At 59.0% G+C, this 13,924-nt stretch carries 18 protein-coding genes, 1 other RNA gene and 1 pseudogene; 15 read left to right on the top strand and 5 right to left on the bottom strand.

Annotated features, from left to right (window positions below; genetic code table 11):
* Positions 1–109: 109 nt before the first annotated feature.
* The 10 genes from OQ460_RS03705 to OQ460_RS03750 all read left to right on the top strand — a co-directional run bounded on the left by OQ460_RS03705 (position 110) and on the right by OQ460_RS03750 (position 5,555).
* Complete coding sequence (locus OQ460_RS03705) at positions 110–1,183, top strand: helix-turn-helix domain-containing protein (RefSeq protein WP_410020554.1); 1,074 nt, start codon at positions 110–112, stop codon at positions 1,181–1,183.
* Between the two features lie 176 nt (positions 1,184–1,359).
* Positions 1,360–1,845: a DUF2589 domain-containing protein gene (locus tag OQ460_RS03710; protein ID WP_096114394.1), complete on the top strand. Its 486-nt coding sequence runs from the start codon at positions 1,360–1,362 to the stop codon at positions 1,843–1,845.
* A 10-nt stretch (positions 1,846–1,855) separates the two neighbouring features.
* On the top strand, positions 1,856–2,455 hold the full coding sequence (locus OQ460_RS03715) for a DUF2589 domain-containing protein (protein WP_096114393.1): 600 nt from the start codon (positions 1,856–1,858) through the stop codon (positions 2,453–2,455).
* A 93-nt stretch (positions 2,456–2,548) separates the two neighbouring features.
* On the top strand, positions 2,549–2,821 hold the full coding sequence (locus OQ460_RS03720; protein WP_096114392.1) for a hypothetical protein: 273 nt from the start codon (positions 2,549–2,551) through the stop codon (positions 2,819–2,821).
* On the top strand, positions 2,821–3,120 hold the full coding sequence (locus tag OQ460_RS03725; protein WP_410020555.1) for a hypothetical protein: 300 nt from the start codon (positions 2,821–2,823) through the stop codon (positions 3,118–3,120). Before OQ460_RS03720 ends, OQ460_RS03725 begins: the two co-directional genes overlap by 1 nt.
* On the top strand, positions 3,104–3,337 hold the full coding sequence (locus OQ460_RS03730; protein ID WP_096114390.1) for a hypothetical protein: 234 nt from the start codon (positions 3,104–3,106) through the stop codon (positions 3,335–3,337). Before OQ460_RS03725 ends, OQ460_RS03730 begins: the two co-directional genes overlap by 17 nt.
* Before the next feature lie 32 nt (positions 3,338–3,369).
* Positions 3,370–3,756 carry a hypothetical protein gene (locus OQ460_RS03735; protein ID WP_410020556.1) on the top strand — a complete coding sequence of 129 codons (387 nt, stop codon included), beginning with the start codon at positions 3,370–3,372 and terminating at the stop codon, positions 3,754–3,756.
* A 102-nt stretch (positions 3,757–3,858) separates the two neighbouring features.
* On the top strand, positions 3,859–4,641 hold the full coding sequence (locus OQ460_RS03740; RefSeq protein WP_410020557.1) for a glycoside hydrolase family 19 protein: 783 nt from the start codon (positions 3,859–3,861) through the stop codon (positions 4,639–4,641).
* A gap of 66 nt (positions 4,642–4,707) precedes the next feature.
* A complete protein-coding gene (locus OQ460_RS03745) occupies positions 4,708–5,235 on the top strand; it encodes an EndoU domain-containing protein (RefSeq protein ID WP_410020558.1) in 528 nt (175 codons plus the stop codon).
* Between the two features lie 71 nt (positions 5,236–5,306).
* Positions 5,307–5,555, top strand: a complete 249-nt coding sequence (locus OQ460_RS03750) for a hypothetical protein (RefSeq protein WP_410020559.1) — start codon at positions 5,307–5,309, stop codon at positions 5,553–5,555.
* Between the two features lie 85 nt (positions 5,556–5,640).
* Here the strand turns inward: OQ460_RS03750 and OQ460_RS03755 are convergent, their stop codons facing one another.
* Positions 5,641–6,441 (bottom strand): endonuclease NucS domain-containing protein, encoded by an 801-nt coding sequence (locus tag OQ460_RS03755; protein ID WP_410020560.1) that lies wholly within the window; start codon positions 6,439–6,441, stop codon positions 5,641–5,643.
* 317 nt (positions 6,442–6,758) lie between these two features.
* The gene (locus OQ460_RS03760) at positions 6,759–6,965 is read right to left on the bottom strand and encodes a hypothetical protein (protein ID WP_410020561.1); all 207 of its coding nucleotides are present in this window, start codon (positions 6,963–6,965) and stop codon (positions 6,759–6,761) included.
* On the opposite strand from OQ460_RS03760, the gene OQ460_RS03765 reads away from it, so the two are divergent.
* The 5 genes from OQ460_RS03765 to OQ460_RS03785 all read left to right on the top strand — a co-directional run bounded on the left by OQ460_RS03765 (position 6,964) and on the right by OQ460_RS03785 (position 11,522).
* Positions 6,964–7,479, top strand: coding sequence for a LasR-specific antiactivator QslA (locus OQ460_RS03765; protein WP_410020562.1), 516 nt, complete (start codon positions 6,964–6,966; stop codon positions 7,477–7,479). The genes OQ460_RS03760 and OQ460_RS03765 overlap by 2 nt on opposite strands.
* A 1,066-nt stretch (positions 7,480–8,545) precedes the next feature.
* On the top strand, positions 8,546–9,952 hold the full coding sequence (locus tag OQ460_RS03770; RefSeq protein ID WP_410020563.1) for a YfjI family protein: 1,407 nt from the start codon (positions 8,546–8,548) through the stop codon (positions 9,950–9,952).
* A complete protein-coding gene (locus tag OQ460_RS03775) occupies positions 9,939–10,292 on the top strand; it encodes a hypothetical protein (RefSeq protein ID WP_410020564.1) in 354 nt (117 codons plus the stop codon). The genes OQ460_RS03770 and OQ460_RS03775 overlap by 14 nt, the downstream gene beginning before the upstream one ends.
* Positions 10,276–11,256, top strand: coding sequence for an integrase domain-containing protein (locus OQ460_RS03780; protein WP_410020565.1), 981 nt, complete (start codon positions 10,276–10,278; stop codon positions 11,254–11,256). The genes OQ460_RS03775 and OQ460_RS03780 overlap by 17 nt, the downstream gene beginning before the upstream one ends.
* A complete protein-coding gene (locus tag OQ460_RS03785) occupies positions 11,253–11,522 on the top strand; it encodes a hypothetical protein (protein WP_054896120.1) in 270 nt (89 codons plus the stop codon). Before OQ460_RS03780 ends, OQ460_RS03785 begins: the two co-directional genes overlap by 4 nt.
* A 174-nt stretch (positions 11,523–11,696) precedes the next feature.
* Here OQ460_RS03785 and OQ460_RS03790 read toward each other — a convergent pair.
* From OQ460_RS03790 to OQ460_RS03800, 3 genes and pseudogenes are all read right to left on the bottom strand, one after another.
* Positions 11,697–12,952, bottom strand: a pseudogene (locus tag OQ460_RS03790) (integrase domain-containing protein).
* A 187-nt stretch (positions 12,953–13,139) separates the two neighbouring features.
* Positions 13,140–13,533: a transfer-messenger RNA gene (gene ssrA, locus OQ460_RS03795) on the bottom strand.
* Between the two features lie 102 nt (positions 13,534–13,635).
* A complete protein-coding gene (locus OQ460_RS03800; RefSeq protein ID WP_410020566.1) occupies positions 13,636–13,920 on the bottom strand; it encodes a hypothetical protein in 285 nt (94 codons plus the stop codon).
* Between the last annotated feature and the right edge of the window lie 4 nt (positions 13,921–13,924).

Below are 13,924 nucleotides of genomic sequence, written 5' to 3' on the forward strand. Positions count from 1 at the left end.
AGCAGTATCCGCGGATCGAATGAGCCAGGAAGCGGTAATGGCAAAATGATGCAGGCCCCTCGGAAGTAAATCAACTTACCGGCTCCACTATGGACAGTGAGTCGGAACCATGGAACCAACCTTCACCCCGCAATCCCTCCTTGCAGCGGCGCAGGACACTACGTCGCTACCCACCTTCAGCAGTTCTGCCACGCACACTGCGGCCCAGGACCTGGCCCACTGGCAGTTGATCGCCAGCGTGCTGTTCGATGTCGGTGCCCGCACACCAACGCCTTTTTGCACCTCCCTGACGGTCTACCACTTTAGCCGCTTTCTGTTCTGCAGCGGCTATCTGGACGCTGCCCGTTATCGACGCGATACCACGCGCCTGAGTTGGTGCGACCTCGATCACTACCTTGTGCACCTGCCACTGCAGCGCGGTCTGGCCTGTGCCAACGGCCTGCGGGTACGCCCGTGGGACGTGGTGTTGCTCGACCTGGCGCAACCGGCCACGTTTAGCATGGCGGCCAGCGAAGGAATCAGCCTGCTCATGCCGCGTACGGCACTGTCGCTGCTGTTGTTCGACGCTGGTCAGTTGCATGGTCTAGTGCTACGTCGGGAGACGGCCGCGGGCATGTTGCTGGCCCGCCTGCTGTCGTCGTTGGCGGCCACCGCGCCGCACCTGGGCATGGATGAAGCACTGCGTCTGGCCTTGCCGCTGCTGGGGATGGTCGCGGCCTGCCTAGCCAAGCCCATGGCTGGCCAGACGCAGGTTCAGGTCGCAGGCCAGGCTGACCTGGGGCGCCGTGTGCGCCTGCACATCGAGCGCAACCTGCACCGTGAAGACCTCACCCCCGCGGTACTGGCCAAGGAGGTCGGCACCTCGCGTAGCCAGCTGTACCGCTCTTTCAAGCGCTTCGGCGGCGTGCGCCACTACCTGCTGCAACGCCGCCTGCGCCGATGCCTGCTCGCCTTGTGCGATAGCACCAACGCCGATCGGCGCATCGGCGACCTGGCCTACGACCATGGCTTTGTCGACGAAACCCATTTCAGTCGCCTGTTCCGCAAGGCGTTCGGTCTCTCGCCGCGGGCTGCCCGTACGGCGCTGAACAATGGTGGGGTCTCTGGATTCTGTTGCCTGGTGCCGGCCAAGGGCGAGCGGCCCGTGCTCGATCACTGGGTCAGGGAACTGATCCATGGCTGAGTGAGCGGCCGGATGAACCTGGGACGCACATCCAGGTATTCGGGACGCCGATACCGAGACGGCACGTGCCCCTGGCCATAACCTGAGCTCACCAACCACAACAGGTGTCAGCCGATGATGGCCCGTTCCCGTGACGGCCCGCGCCCGGCACCGACAATCGACAAGGAGCGTCTGTCGTGGCGAATCACTCCCTTCATCACCTGATCCAGAGCATTGCCGGTGCCGTGGCCGAGGCCCAGGACAAGATCCAGCGCTTCCAGATGGCGACCGTGCGCCAGTACTTCGATGACGACAACCGTCCGGTCAGCGTCGATGTGCGCCTGCCGCTGCAGTCGCCCGACGCCAAGGACGGCGAGGAACGCCTGGTACGGGTGCCCCTGCTGTCGCTGGTCGGCTCGCGCTTGCTGACCGTCAAGGACATGCAGATCGACTTCGAGGTCGGCCTGTATGCCGATCACCGTGAACCGAGTGCGGCACAGGCCGGCGATGTCGACCCCGACTCGCCGTGGCCGACCGATACACACACGCCTTTGAACGTCGATATGGGCGTTCTCCGAAATGGTGAAAGCGGGCCACTGGCGCGCGTCACCATCAGAGTCGAAACCCAGCCCTCGTCCGAGGGCATGGCGCGACTGATCCACAACCTCGATAAATTGATCTAGGAGAGACATCATGTCTGACTTTGTAATGGGTAACCAATTCAGCGGCCTGCCGATGGCAGACCTGATCGGTGCCCCCCTGAGCGCCGCCTGCGACGCTCAGGTCCGCCTGGCCAATGCCACCGCGAACTTCATCAAGGTGATTGGCTTCCTGCCCCCGGCCGACCCGGCCAACGCCGGCCCCAATGACGTCGGCGACATCCGCAACGTGTCGTTCCGCTACGACCGTTCGGCACCGACCGAAGATGATCCGGCCGCCATCGAGAAAGTCGAGCTGCAGCTGCCGCTGCTGGCGGTGGTGAAGGTGCCCAACCTTGCAATCAACAAGGTGGACATCACCTTCGACATGGAGGTACGCAACTCCGAGCAGTCACGCGACACCGAAGACCGCTCCGGCAGCTTCTCCGCCGAAGCCAAGCTGGGCTGGGGACCGTTCAGCGCCAAGGTCAACGTGTCCGGTTCGGTGGCCTCGCACAAGGAGAACACCCGCTCCACCGACCAGTCGGCGAAGTACCACGTCGAGGTTCATGCCGTCGACGATGGTATGCCTGAAGGCCTGGCACGGGTGATGGACATCATCGCCCAGTCGGTCACGCCCAAGATCGCCGCGTGACGCGCGGATGTCCTGAGCGACACGCTGGCGAGGGAGAGGCCTGATCCGCAGGCCGACGCTGGCAACCAGTTTTTCCGGAGAGGGAATGCCGTGATGTTTGATTTGACGGATGTTGGATACGTGAAGCGCATCGTGGTCGGCAGCCTCGATCCGGAAAAACTGACCCCGGAGGAGGAGGTCGAGGCCCAGGCCGCATTGCTCAACCGCTGCCTGAGCGGCACGCCGCGCGGGCGGGTGCTGGGCATCGAGAAGAGTTTCAAGCTGCTCAACATCGGCGAGCACCAGGTCGTGCTGCAGGCGTTGACCTACCACGTCGGTTTCGCCCGCAGGCCCTACTGGCTGACGGACGAAACGGAGCAATCGTGATGGACAGCCTGGAACAGTTCGTGATGTCGCTGGGGGCCGAGATACAGCGTGCGCAGCAAGCCTGCGACCGTCTATGGCCAGGCACCCAGGTGGCTTCGTTGAACATGGTGGTGGACGCCACGGTTGAGCCGGTCGGGGAAGGTCTGGCGTTGCGTGTCGGCGGTACGCGCACACGTGGACAGCGCAGCCATGCGTTGAGCCTCGAGGTGCCGGGCTGTGGCAACGAGGCCATCGTCGTGCGCGTGGATGGCGAGTTGCTGGGTATCTACAGGAGGCCAGGCGATGAGCAGGCGCAATGACCGTTCGATGCTGTTGGTTCTATCCCAGGAGGAGGGCAGTGCCTTGAAATCGATCATCGATCTGCAGTCGGTTCGCAACCGCAGGATATCCGGCCCCAGGCGACTGGTGATCGGTATCGGTGCCGGCTTGCTGGTTGCGCTGATGGCGCTGGGCCTGGTGCGTCCGGAGCTGTCGATCGCCATCGCCGAATGGGCGGGCTTGCTGTTGGCGTTCTGAGCATGTGCATTCATTCAAAAAGGAGAGTCGAGATGAAATCCACCCTCGCAACACTGGTCGGAGCACTGGCACTGGCGACACTGCTGCCGGCGTTCGCCGAGCAGAAGTACATAGGGCAGTTCGAGACCGAGGACGAGTTCCTTGACCTGATCCTGGTCATTCCCGACGAGGGACGTGAAGGGCCAGGCCGACTGCGCATCGAGACCTGGTCGTGCAACCTGGCACTGGGCTCACCATCCCCAGCAGCGGTCGCCGATGCCACCCGCTATCCCATCATCAAGGCTGATGCTGGCCTTTGCGCCGACCTGGACAAGGGCTACGTACTTGGCTGGCAGGTCGGCAAGAACCTTCAGATCCAGGTGTTCAATCGCTACAAGAAGGACAGGTTCGGCACTCGGCTGAACCTCGTTCGCAAGTAGCGCCCAGACCCGCTCGACCACCGCAACCCCTATCGAAACCAGCGCAAGGCAGGCATTGGCCGTCGCCGACGGGAAAGTCGTGCCCGCTGCAAGGAGGCAAGCATGTGCATCAAGCAATCGGTTGGTGAAGGTGGCAACAACGACAAGGGTGATGTCCGCACCGTGCAGTTGTTGCTCAACATGAACAGCGGGCGCGGCGAATTCGTCTGTGCCCTCGTCACCGACGGACTCTGGGGGCCGGGCTCGCGCACGGCCCTGAAGCGCTACCAGGAACTCCAGGGCATTGCCCAGAGCAAGACGGTCAGCGCCAACGACGACATCATCAAGGCCCTGCGGGCAGGCCTGCCATCGACGATCGGCACGGCGACCTTGTGGGCGGTGCTGATCGATGCCACCGGCGCGAAGGTCGAGGCGTTTCGACAGCCCATCCTCGATGTGTTCGCCCGTTACAAGATCGACACGCCATTGCGCCAGGCGCACTTCCTGGCGCAGATCGCCCATGAAAGCGGGTGCCTGCTCTACACCGAGGAAATCGCCAGCGGCAGCGCCTATGAAGGGCGCAAGGACCTGGGCAACACCCAGTCGGGCGACGGCAAGCGCTTCAAGGGACGTGGTCTGATCCAGCTGACCGGGCGGGCCAATTATCGCCATTACGGCCAGGCCTGCGGGCGCGACTTCGAACTCAAGGACGCGCCCACCCTGGTCAGTACCGACCCGTTCCTGGCGGTGGATGTCGCCGGCTGGTTCTGGGACAGCCGCAAGCTCAACACCTACGCCGACAAGGACGACGTGAAGGAAGTCACCCGCCGCATCAACGGTGGCTTCAACGGCCTCGACGACCGCATCGCCTACCTGACCCGCGCCAAGTGGCTGCTGGGGCTGTGACCGGTTTGCCGGGCATTCGCCCGAGCAATGCATGAATGATTCAACCCAACGAAAAGGAGCTTCACGATGAACAAGCGTATTGTCAGAAACTGCACGCGCCTAGCCTTTGTCAGCCTGGTGACCCTGGCCGGCATCGGTGCCGCCCAAGCCGACCCGACCTGCAGCAAGGGAACCCTGGCCGGCACTCCGCGGATCAATGCCCAGCACATCTTCTGCGGTGAGGTAAGTGCACCCGACGTTGCCAAGGGCTTCCACAGCCGTCCGGGCGGGATCAACCCCGACAGCGTCAGCAATGCACCGGCGGGGACGCATGGCGCGGGTGATGTCTACACCTTGAAAAACTTCACTATCGCCGAAGGTGCGAGAAGCGGGACGAAGAGCATTTCCACGATGTTCCCCGATCGCTGCACCGAGACCCAGGTGATCGCTGCGGTGCGCAATGCCTACGCGACCAAGGTTCAGGATGCCTCGAACAAGAGCAAGTATGTCGGCTCCTCGGGGACCGAGTGCCAGACGGGCACACCTGCCGCTGCGTTCGATATCGTGTTCTATCTGAACGGCGATCTGATCAATACCGCCTATCCTAAACCCTGATTGCATCCACTCGTCGCCACGGGGCAGGTACCCGTGGCGACTGTTTTTCACTCTGCGACAGGAGTACGCCCATGACCTTTTCCGATGGCTTGCAGGCATTCATCGCCGAAGAGGTGACTCGCGAAAGTATCTATACCCTGCTGGAAAAGGCAGAAGCCGTTCGCTACGGATCGGCCGACGTTACCTACAGTGGCAACGCCTTCCTAGTGACCTTCGTGGCGGACACCGCCGTGCTGCGCCACCACCACGTGGCGGACTGGCCGGAAGTACGGGTGCCGCTGGCTGAGTTCATCCAGCGCTTGCGCGCCTGGGCCGAGTGAGGTGATGCAAAAGCATTTCATGCGATGATGGCCAGCCGCGGGCTCATCGGGGTTTTCGTTGAACTCGCCAGCAATGCTGGGGGGCTTACTGTGGAAGGTCCATAGCAGCAACCTTGGATACGGCCACCTTGAGCTCATACTCATAGAGTTCAATTCCCGGAATGCCGGCTGCGGCCAAGCGAATGTCGTCGCTCATTTTGCGGCAGATAATAAGACCACGCACCTTCTGACCTGGCTCAGCAAGCTCGCGCTTAACCCAGTTCACATATCGCAGAGTCTGGCCTATCACGCGGTCATAACCCTTGCTCACTTTCAGTTCGATAACGCACAGACTGTTGTCGCGATCAACAGCCAAAATGTCGATACGACGGCCGTCAGCATCGTATTCGATACCACGCACGTCATCCTCATCGATGTAAAGGCGCAGCCCATGCTCGATGATTGACAAGTTTTCGGCGAGGTAGCGCTGTAGATCTCTCTCCAGCAAGAATTCACTTGATCCAGGCTCGGCTTCGGACTCTGACAGATCTGACTCGGCTTCCTGCTCTTCCCCTTGCTCAATCTGTTGTACCGCATCGCCTTTCACGAGCTCGCGGATCGGTGCGGGGTCCTGACCGGCTACATAAAGCCTGTATTGGCCGGGGCCCACCTTGAAAAGAAGATCATCTGACGTTTTCGTTGACGGGTGATGCAGCCTGCTCGGGTCATTCGTCGAGGCTTGAACCAGATGAGCGCGAATGCTTCCTTTAGCCAACAGAGGCCAACGATCAGTAAACCACTGCAGCGCCCTAGCAACAGTGAATACCTGACCAGGCTGGATGTCCCACTCCAACAGCATGTCCTTGAGGATTTCCCTCGTGGTTTTTGCGTAGATCTGGCGTCCCATATTCTTCCTACTCGTTCGCCTTGTGATTGGCCTTTTCACGCCATTTACTCGTAGCTCCCGACTGGGTAGTGCAGCGGGCCTCGATCAATTCGCTACGAAAGTCTCCATACGCCCGGTACGAGCTTCCGTCCTTCACTAACCAACCTTTGATCTGTTCACTGTCAATCTGTGCTTCAAACTCTACTGCTGCGCTCATGGCCGTGGCCTCGATTGGTTGCTGGGCGCCGACGCGGCGTCTTTATTGCCTCGGCCCAGCGGATGGCTGAGCTTGGGCGGCACCGAGTTTCCCTGAACAATTAGGCTGGTTTGTGCGGAGGTTAAACACCGCCAAAAATCGTCGTCGGTGCATCTGGCCACTCGCGCCGGATAGCGTCGAAGTCGCGCTCATCAAACATCCGCAAGAACCGCATCCCGTCGTCAGTTCGTAAAGCAAATTGGATAGCTGCTACCCCCGGTTCTTTGGAGGTGATCTGCCCGGACGTTTGCTGATGGTCGGTGACAATCAAATCGCCTTTGTGCTGCATGAAAGATCCTCAACCCAACAGCATCGATACTTCAGTGCTTACCCCTGAAGATGCTGCGATTAAACTGCGGCAGGCTGCCACTCTCCGGCTTAACGGAGCCCAGAGTATTCTGCTTCATTTTCCGCAAGAGGTTGAGCTGGCAGTAGAGCTGTTGGATGACGCCGCGGTGTTGTACGACAGGGCGTTCCGGAATCTGACTGGCATCCCAGCTCAAAGTGTCCATCAACAGATCCATGAATATGTCTCTGTCCCGTCAGTTGAAGGGGCTCCCGCGATCCAAACTCCGTGGGGCGATGAGTTCGCTCCGGTAATCAAGGAGGGCGTTCGTTGCGCAGAGACTTGGCTTGAGGGATCATCATTACCGTTATGGTGGGCGCTGTCTCAGAACCGAAAACGTCATCGTCCAGGTGATCCACAAGAGGCATTTGAAGCAGGTTTTTTGCTGCGGTTGCAGCAGACGCTGATCATGCGACGTGAGGCCGTCACTTCCCAATCAACCCGCTTCGATGCCTGAGTTTGTAATTGACGTTTGAGATTTGCTTTTCCCGCCAAACCCTCCGATCAAGCGATCTTTGATCGCGCCGATCGGAGGGTTCACTCGCTTTTTCTCGAAGCCGCCGCGTTCCACCCTCCATGCTCAAATTTAATTCACACCACGCCTACTTCCACCATCAGTATTTCCCCACGATTTCCATCGAGCGCAACGTTATTCAGTGTGTGTCCGAATCTTTTCGTTGGGCATGGATGTAGGTGTGGCGACAGCGGCGACGGCGGCGACAACCCACGTATAACGTGGTCTGGGGGATGGCGACAGAAGTGGCGACAGTCGCCACTTTCTCAGCGCATTGGCTGTGACGCTTGACCACCTTTTCGAGTGGGTATAAAAATTGGTGCACGGATCGCTGTCGTTGACAGCACCTGCCCAGGTAGCCAGAACCTTTAAGGCTACGCGCCTCGCGTGGTGGTTCTTCCCCAAGTGCGATTAGCGTCCGGCGGCTCGCACGGTCACTCCCCAAGAGTGATGGATGCCTACTCGACCAATCTGTCCACTGCGGCCGACGATGGACCTACCTCGCTGCATTGCAGCAACCTCACCTCTTGGCACACTTCGCTGCGACAGACCTCGCCCGTCTCTTTCTCCTGGAAAGAGACGGGCGCTCGTACCATTGCTGCAAGCTCCGTCGTACATGGCATTGCCGCAACTCTCCTCGTGACAATCGGACTGACAAATCCGATTCGTCGCCATCCGCAACGACATAGGCACCGGTGCCGCAGCCTACGGAAGGGCTGCACCTGACTGACAGTCAGGCATGCACGAGTTGTCCAGGTCTTTGCTTTCTCCCACCCAGGATCTCCAGGTGCCGAACTAGTCAGTCGGCACAGCCTACACCCGCCCGCATCTTCGGATGTGTCAAGGAGGCCAGATTCATGGGTTCATGCCCTCTCTCCCGGTCGTAAGGAGCCGTTCGTTCCGCGCCAGTGAACACCTCACAGGCCGCAGGGGCCTTGATCCCTGATAACACTCAACACCCGTGGCGGGGCTACGTGAGGACAACCAGCAATGAACGAGGAGAGGACCCATGCAGCAGTTAGATCCGAAGCTTGAGCTACCACGGCCACCTCGACCGTTAATCGAGTTGAATCCTGTCGCCGAGACTTATCCGGTCCAGGCACTGGGTGGGATTCTTGGGCCTGCGGTCGAGCGCATGGCCGAAGTCATCGGCGTGCCCCTGGCGCTGGCCGCACAATCGGTGTTGGCCGCCTCAGCACTGGCCACCCAGGGCCATGCGGGCTTACAGCTCGACGGAAGAAATTATCCCCTGTCGCTGTTCCTGATCACGGTGGCCGCGTCAGGTGATCGTAAGACAGCAGCAGATCGATTTGCCTTGCTGCCAGCAAGGCAGTGGGAGCGTGAACAGTGGCAACGCTACCGTGAACAGCTTGCTCGATACCGTGCCGTACAAAAACAGGCTCAGCCTGGTACCCCTGGCGATCCTGACTCCGCAAACCGCGTTCTCTTAGAAGAGGAGCCCTCGGCCCCTAGGTTGATCACCACGGATCCGACTATCGAGGCGCTGATCAAGGGGCTCTGTCATGACCTACCGAGCATGGGCCTGTTCTGTGACGAAGGCGGACAATTCCTCGGCAGCAGCACCATGAGTCGGGATAACCGTTTGAAAGCGGTTACGACCTTGTCGTCACTCTGGGATGGCAGTCCGATAGATCGCGCGCGCTCTATGGTTGGTGAAAGCTTGCGAGCCTACGACCGACGCTTGAGCCTGCACTTAATGCTCCAACCGTATTTGGCGATGCAGTTACTCGGAGATCCATTGCTGCAAGGGCAAGGCATACTTGGTCGCTGCCTGATGACCTGGCCCACTAGCCTTGCCGGGCAACGTAGCTATCAATCTGTCGACTTGTCCAAAGATCCCGCCCTGAAGCGATATCACCACCGCCTTTCCGCCCTCTTTCATCAGCCGTGGTCACTGTCCGCTGACGGTGCTTTATTGCTGTCACCGCTGACTCTCAGTTCGTTAGCTCGTCGTCGCTGGATTGATCTGCATGATGCCATCGAGGCTCAGTTGGGTGAGTTTGGCGAGCTGGCCAATGTGCGGCCCAGTGGATCAAAGGCCGCCGATAACCTACTGCGTGTCGCCGGCATCCTTGCGGTTCTGGAGGAGAGCAGTGTGGTGGAGGTTGACCATATCCAGCGCGCCTCGACCTTGATGGGCTACTACCTCACCGAGATTCAGCGCCTGACCGAACAGGAGCCGGTGTGTCGGGTAAAGGAAGAAGCGGATCGGTTGCTGCGTTGGCTTCAGGTCAAGGGGTGGAAGCGTTTCAGTGTTCGAGAGCTAAATCGCAACGGGCCCCGCTTTGCGCGTAAGAGCAGCCTCCATGCCACCAAGCTGTTGGTCGAGTTGATTGATCATCAGTGGCTGATCACTGACGGCCAGACGTTCGAGGTGCGCAATGTTCAATCTTGATGAAGCACTGCGCAACCACCTGGCTCAACGCCAAAAGGAGCCGAAAGCGCGTTTTGTCGCCGCCGGAGTCGCCACTTTGTCGCCACGCTCAAAGCCAGGCAGAACAAGCGTTGTCGCCGCTGTCGCCGATGTCGCCACTACCCATGAAGCTAGCGCCTCGCTGACAGCCATTATTCAATGTTTGAAAGAGGAGGGTGCGCATCTTTACGTCGCCGGCAACACGCTGTGTTTTCGCCCTACTGATTGGGCCCAGCTTGCCGCCGTGGGTGGGAACTGGCGAGCGCTTTTGCATGAGCTCGCTGCAGTCGATCAGGAGCAGGAAAATGGCTCGGGTCGGTAAGCGAGCGGGGCGCAATTTCGGCTTCGGTCGTCAGCTGAGCTACGCCGGACCTCAAGCCCTGAAAGATCTGTTTGGCGACGGCCATTTCGCGACGGTCAAAGCCCATAGCGATCGCTGGCAGGCATTTGTGCAATGGTGTCGATCCGATGAAGGACCGAGGCTCAATGATGCGCGACAGATTGATCGCGAGATCCTCATGCGGTACGCCGGCCACGTGCGTGAGCAGGTTGATCAGGGCAACGTCGGTATTGCCACCGCGCAGAACCGCCTGTCCAGTGTAAACCGAACGATGGCCGCGCTACGCGGTGATCAGTACGTCAAAATTCCCAGTCCGAGCAAGGTGTTGGGCCTTCAGCGCTCAGGCGTGCGCAGTGAGGCACCGCAGGGCCAAGACCGTGTGCAGGTCGAGCAGATCGCACAGGCGTTGTCAGAGCACGGCCAGCAACGAGTAAGCGCAATTGTGCACCTGGCCCGGGAGATCGGCATGCGTCTGCGTGAAGTGATCCTAGCGGACCTGCCCCGACTGCAACGAGAGGCCAGGCAACTGGGCAAAATCAACATCCAGGACGGCACCAAAGGCGGTCGATCAGGCGCATCCGCGCCGCGTTGGATTGCGGTCACGGATCAAGTTCGCGATGCCCTCTACAGAGCAAGTGAAGCCTCACCCAACGGCAGTCGGAATCTATTAGCGCCCGACGAAAGCTACAAAGTCTTCTTACAGACAGTTGTGCGACCTGCGCGGGACATTCTGCATGAGCATGGATTGAAAGGCTTTCATGAACTGCGGGCTGCGTACGCCTGTGAGCGCTATGAGCAACTGACCGGTTTCCATGCCCCCGTCAATGGCGGTCGTGGCCATCGAGAAGATCGAGAGCTTGATCTACGAGCCCGCCAGCAAATCAGCCATGAGTTGGGACACAGTCGCATCGATGTGGTGAATGCCTACATCGGTGGTCGGCGATGAGGTCCGAGTTCGATATGGCGTTGTTTCTGACTCCGGTGCTCAAAGGCGCGCATTCCACTCGGCAGCGGCACATCAGGCAAGCGGAAAAGATGCAAGAGGCGATTCGTGAGCGCTGGGGTTGCGCGACTCCTTGGTCCTGGAAGGAAAAGCACGTGAGATGGTTTTTGGAACACTCTCTGCGTTGTTCAGCGCCTGCGACCGTCTACTACTACGAGTTAACGGCAGAATTGATCCGTCGCAGAAAGGCGCAAATCGTGGCTGGCTGATAGATCATTTAAGCGTGAGTCCCTGAGTATGGGAATGCAGAGCCTTCCCATACTCAGGGACTTTGACTTAGGAGCGCAGGCTTGCGAGAAATCTGGTGATAGTTGTGAAGTCTGTCGCCATGCTGCACGACTCGGTTACAGGTTTTTTCGCCGGCACCACCAGTCCCTGGATGCTCAGCGTATCGGCACGACGTTGAGGTCTCGGGTGTGATTGATCGCGGCTGCCGACAGGCTGCCGGTGGCCGCCTTTTGGATATGTTCACTCCACCAGGCCATCATCGGACGCCGGCGTTCGATGTAATCCGCCCGGTTGTAGGTGCTTCGAACCTCGTCTTTATCGACATGCGCCAGCGCGACTTCGATCAGTTCCGGATCCCACCCATGCTCGTTTAGGATGGTGCTGGCCATTGAGCGCATGCCGTGGCTGACCAAGCGGTCCTGAAAACCCATGCGCTTCAACGCCATGTTGGCGGTCTGGCTATTGGCGTGAGTACGTGGGTTTCGGTCTGCCGGGAAGACATACTCTCGATGACCGCTATGGGACTTGAGTATTTCCAGCAATGCCATGGCTTGATCGCTTAACGGGATGCTGTGTGGGCGGCGCTTTTTCATCCGCTCCGGAGGGATGGTCCAGATACGTCTTTCAAAATCTATGTCTGCCCAGCGAGTGGTCGCGCTTCTGCAGGGCGAGTCATGGTATGCAACTGCCATTCGATCAGGCAGCGGGTCGTGCGTTTGATACTGGCGTTTGCGAGTTCCAGCATGAGCTCGGGTAGCTCTTCGGGCGGGAGCGCGGCCATGTTTTCTTTCTTGGGCTTCTTGAATACCGCCCGGATGCCACTGAGTGGGTTGGCGAAGATCAGGCCGGAGTTTACGCCGTAGGTCATGATCTCGTTAAGCCGCTGACTAAGGCGCTTAACCGTCTCTAGGCTGCCTTTCGCTTCGATTGGACGAAGCAGCTCGATCACCATCGGCGCGGTGATTTTCGCGAGTGGCGTCGTCTTCAAATCGGGGAACACATGCAGCGTGAGCGACCGCCAAATATCCTCGGCGTAGGCCGGCGTGACCGAGTCTTTCTTAAGCTCGAACCAGGCAGTGGCTACGTTCTCGAAAGTGTGTTTCGTTTCTGCGCGCTTGGCCTCATTTAGCGTATCGCGCTGCACTTTCGGATCGGTGCCTTGGGCGAGCAGCTCGCGGGCTTGCACTGCCATCTTTCGGGCGTTCGCCAGCGAAAGCTCTGGGTAGGTACCCAAGCCCATGTTAATTCGGTTTTTAGTCACCGGTTCACGGTAGTTGAAATTCCACAGCAGAGAGCCGTTGCTGCGTACTCGGAGTTGCAAACCGTCCCCGTCGGTGAGGACGTAGTCCTTGGACGCGGGTTTGACTCCCTTAAGCTGTCGATCGGAGAGACGTAGGGTTTGAGCAGGCATGAGATTTACCTCAGACACTGATTTGGTATTCCAGAGGTTATCACCGGATGGGCTGGAATACTGTTTGGAATACCAGAACTTCTGGAACGCCCAAAAGCTAGAGAGACATCAATAGCCGCTAAAGTCCTGTATTTACTGGGTTTCAGGCACAAAAAAAGACGTCCGTGGACGTCTTTAGATGATCAAGTGGTGGAGCCGGGGGGATTTGAACCCCCGTCCGCCAGTACTCCGCTGTCGGTACTACATGCTTAGCCGTGTCTATTGAGTTAACCCTCAGCCGCCCGACGGGCAGGGTGCATTGGGCGAGTTGTGTAAGTTTTAGCCGCTTCGTCCACAACGTACTGCACGGCGATTCTGTTCTATATGACAATCACTTTGGGTTTACAGACATCCCCTCGTGATTGCTGGACCCGAAGGTACCAGAAGGGAAGGGCTAAGGCTGCTTACGCAGCGAGAGCGTATTCCCCGTAGGTTTCGTCATTGGCAACTATAGAAAGTTGCAACAGTGGATTTACGAGTTCTGTTACCAACTCGGCATGCACCTAAAGGTTCGCAACCGGCGTCGAATCCTAAACGGCCCCGTGCTTGTTGCTCGGTATCATCATGAGCGACAAGCCAGCGCAGTGTACGCCAAACCGTCACAGAAGGCCAACCCGAAGGTTGGTCTTGAGCGGTTGGCGGGTTTACGGGTTGCCGCCTTTATCGGTGTTCTGCAACTGTTGCAGGGCTTTGGAGGTGATCTCGATACACTTCTTCTCATCACCTGCGGCATGGGCAGCTTTGGCTTGGGAGACGGCTGTATCAATCTCACCGCTTATACCACTGGAGCCGGTGGCGAGCAGCGCCTTGCCGTTGTTGATTTTATCCAGATTGATCTGGCACAGGTCCTTGTCACTGCCTGCGGCAAATACGGGGGATGCCAGTATCGCAGCGGTAACGAATACGCCAGCAAGTACGGAACGCTTCATGGGT

The organism is Pseudomonas imrae (assembly GCF_046352735.2).
In the GTDB taxonomy this organism is placed as follows: Bacteria; Pseudomonadota; Gammaproteobacteria; order Pseudomonadales; family Pseudomonadaceae; genus Aquipseudomonas; species Aquipseudomonas imrae.

Coding starts and splice junctions, on each gene's coding strand:
- OQ460_RS03745 (WP_410020558.1), top strand. CDS start 4,708: ATGAACAAGCGTATTGTCAGAAACTGCACGCGCCTAGCCTTTGTCAGC.
- OQ460_RS03730 (WP_096114390.1), top strand. CDS start 3,104: ATGAGCAGGCGCAATGACCGTTCGATGCTGTTGGTTCTATCCCAGGAG.
- OQ460_RS03785 (WP_054896120.1), top strand. CDS start 11,253: ATGAGGTCCGAGTTCGATATGGCGTTGTTTCTGACTCCGGTGCTCAAA.
- OQ460_RS03720 (WP_096114392.1), top strand. CDS start 2,549: ATGTTTGATTTGACGGATGTTGGATACGTGAAGCGCATCGTGGTCGGC.
- OQ460_RS03740 (WP_410020557.1), top strand. CDS start 3,859: ATGTGCATCAAGCAATCGGTTGGTGAAGGTGGCAACAACGACAAGGGT.
- OQ460_RS03725 (WP_410020555.1), top strand. CDS start 2,821: ATGGACAGCCTGGAACAGTTCGTGATGTCGCTGGGGGCCGAGATACAG.
- OQ460_RS03770 (WP_410020563.1), top strand. CDS start 8,546: ATGCAGCAGTTAGATCCGAAGCTTGAGCTACCACGGCCACCTCGACCG.
- OQ460_RS03765 (WP_410020562.1), top strand. CDS start 6,964: ATGAAAGATCCTCAACCCAACAGCATCGATACTTCAGTGCTTACCCCT.
- OQ460_RS03750 (WP_410020559.1), top strand. CDS start 5,307: ATGACCTTTTCCGATGGCTTGCAGGCATTCATCGCCGAAGAGGTGACT.
- OQ460_RS03755 (WP_410020560.1), bottom strand. CDS start 6,441: ATGGGACGCCAGATCTACGCAAAAACCACGAGGGAAATCCTCAAGGAC.
- OQ460_RS03715 (WP_096114393.1), top strand. CDS start 1,856: ATGTCTGACTTTGTAATGGGTAACCAATTCAGCGGCCTGCCGATGGCA.
- OQ460_RS03780 (WP_410020565.1), top strand. CDS start 10,276: ATGGCTCGGGTCGGTAAGCGAGCGGGGCGCAATTTCGGCTTCGGTCGT.
- OQ460_RS03800 (WP_410020566.1), bottom strand. CDS start 13,920: ATGAAGCGTTCCGTACTTGCTGGCGTATTCGTTACCGCTGCGATACTG.
- OQ460_RS03735 (WP_410020556.1), top strand. CDS start 3,370: ATGAAATCCACCCTCGCAACACTGGTCGGAGCACTGGCACTGGCGACA.
- OQ460_RS03760 (WP_410020561.1), bottom strand. CDS start 6,965: ATGCAGCACAAAGGCGATTTGATTGTCACCGACCATCAGCAAACGTCC.
- OQ460_RS03775 (WP_410020564.1), top strand. CDS start 9,939: ATGTTCAATCTTGATGAAGCACTGCGCAACCACCTGGCTCAACGCCAA.
- OQ460_RS03705 (WP_410020554.1), top strand. CDS start 110: ATGGAACCAACCTTCACCCCGCAATCCCTCCTTGCAGCGGCGCAGGAC.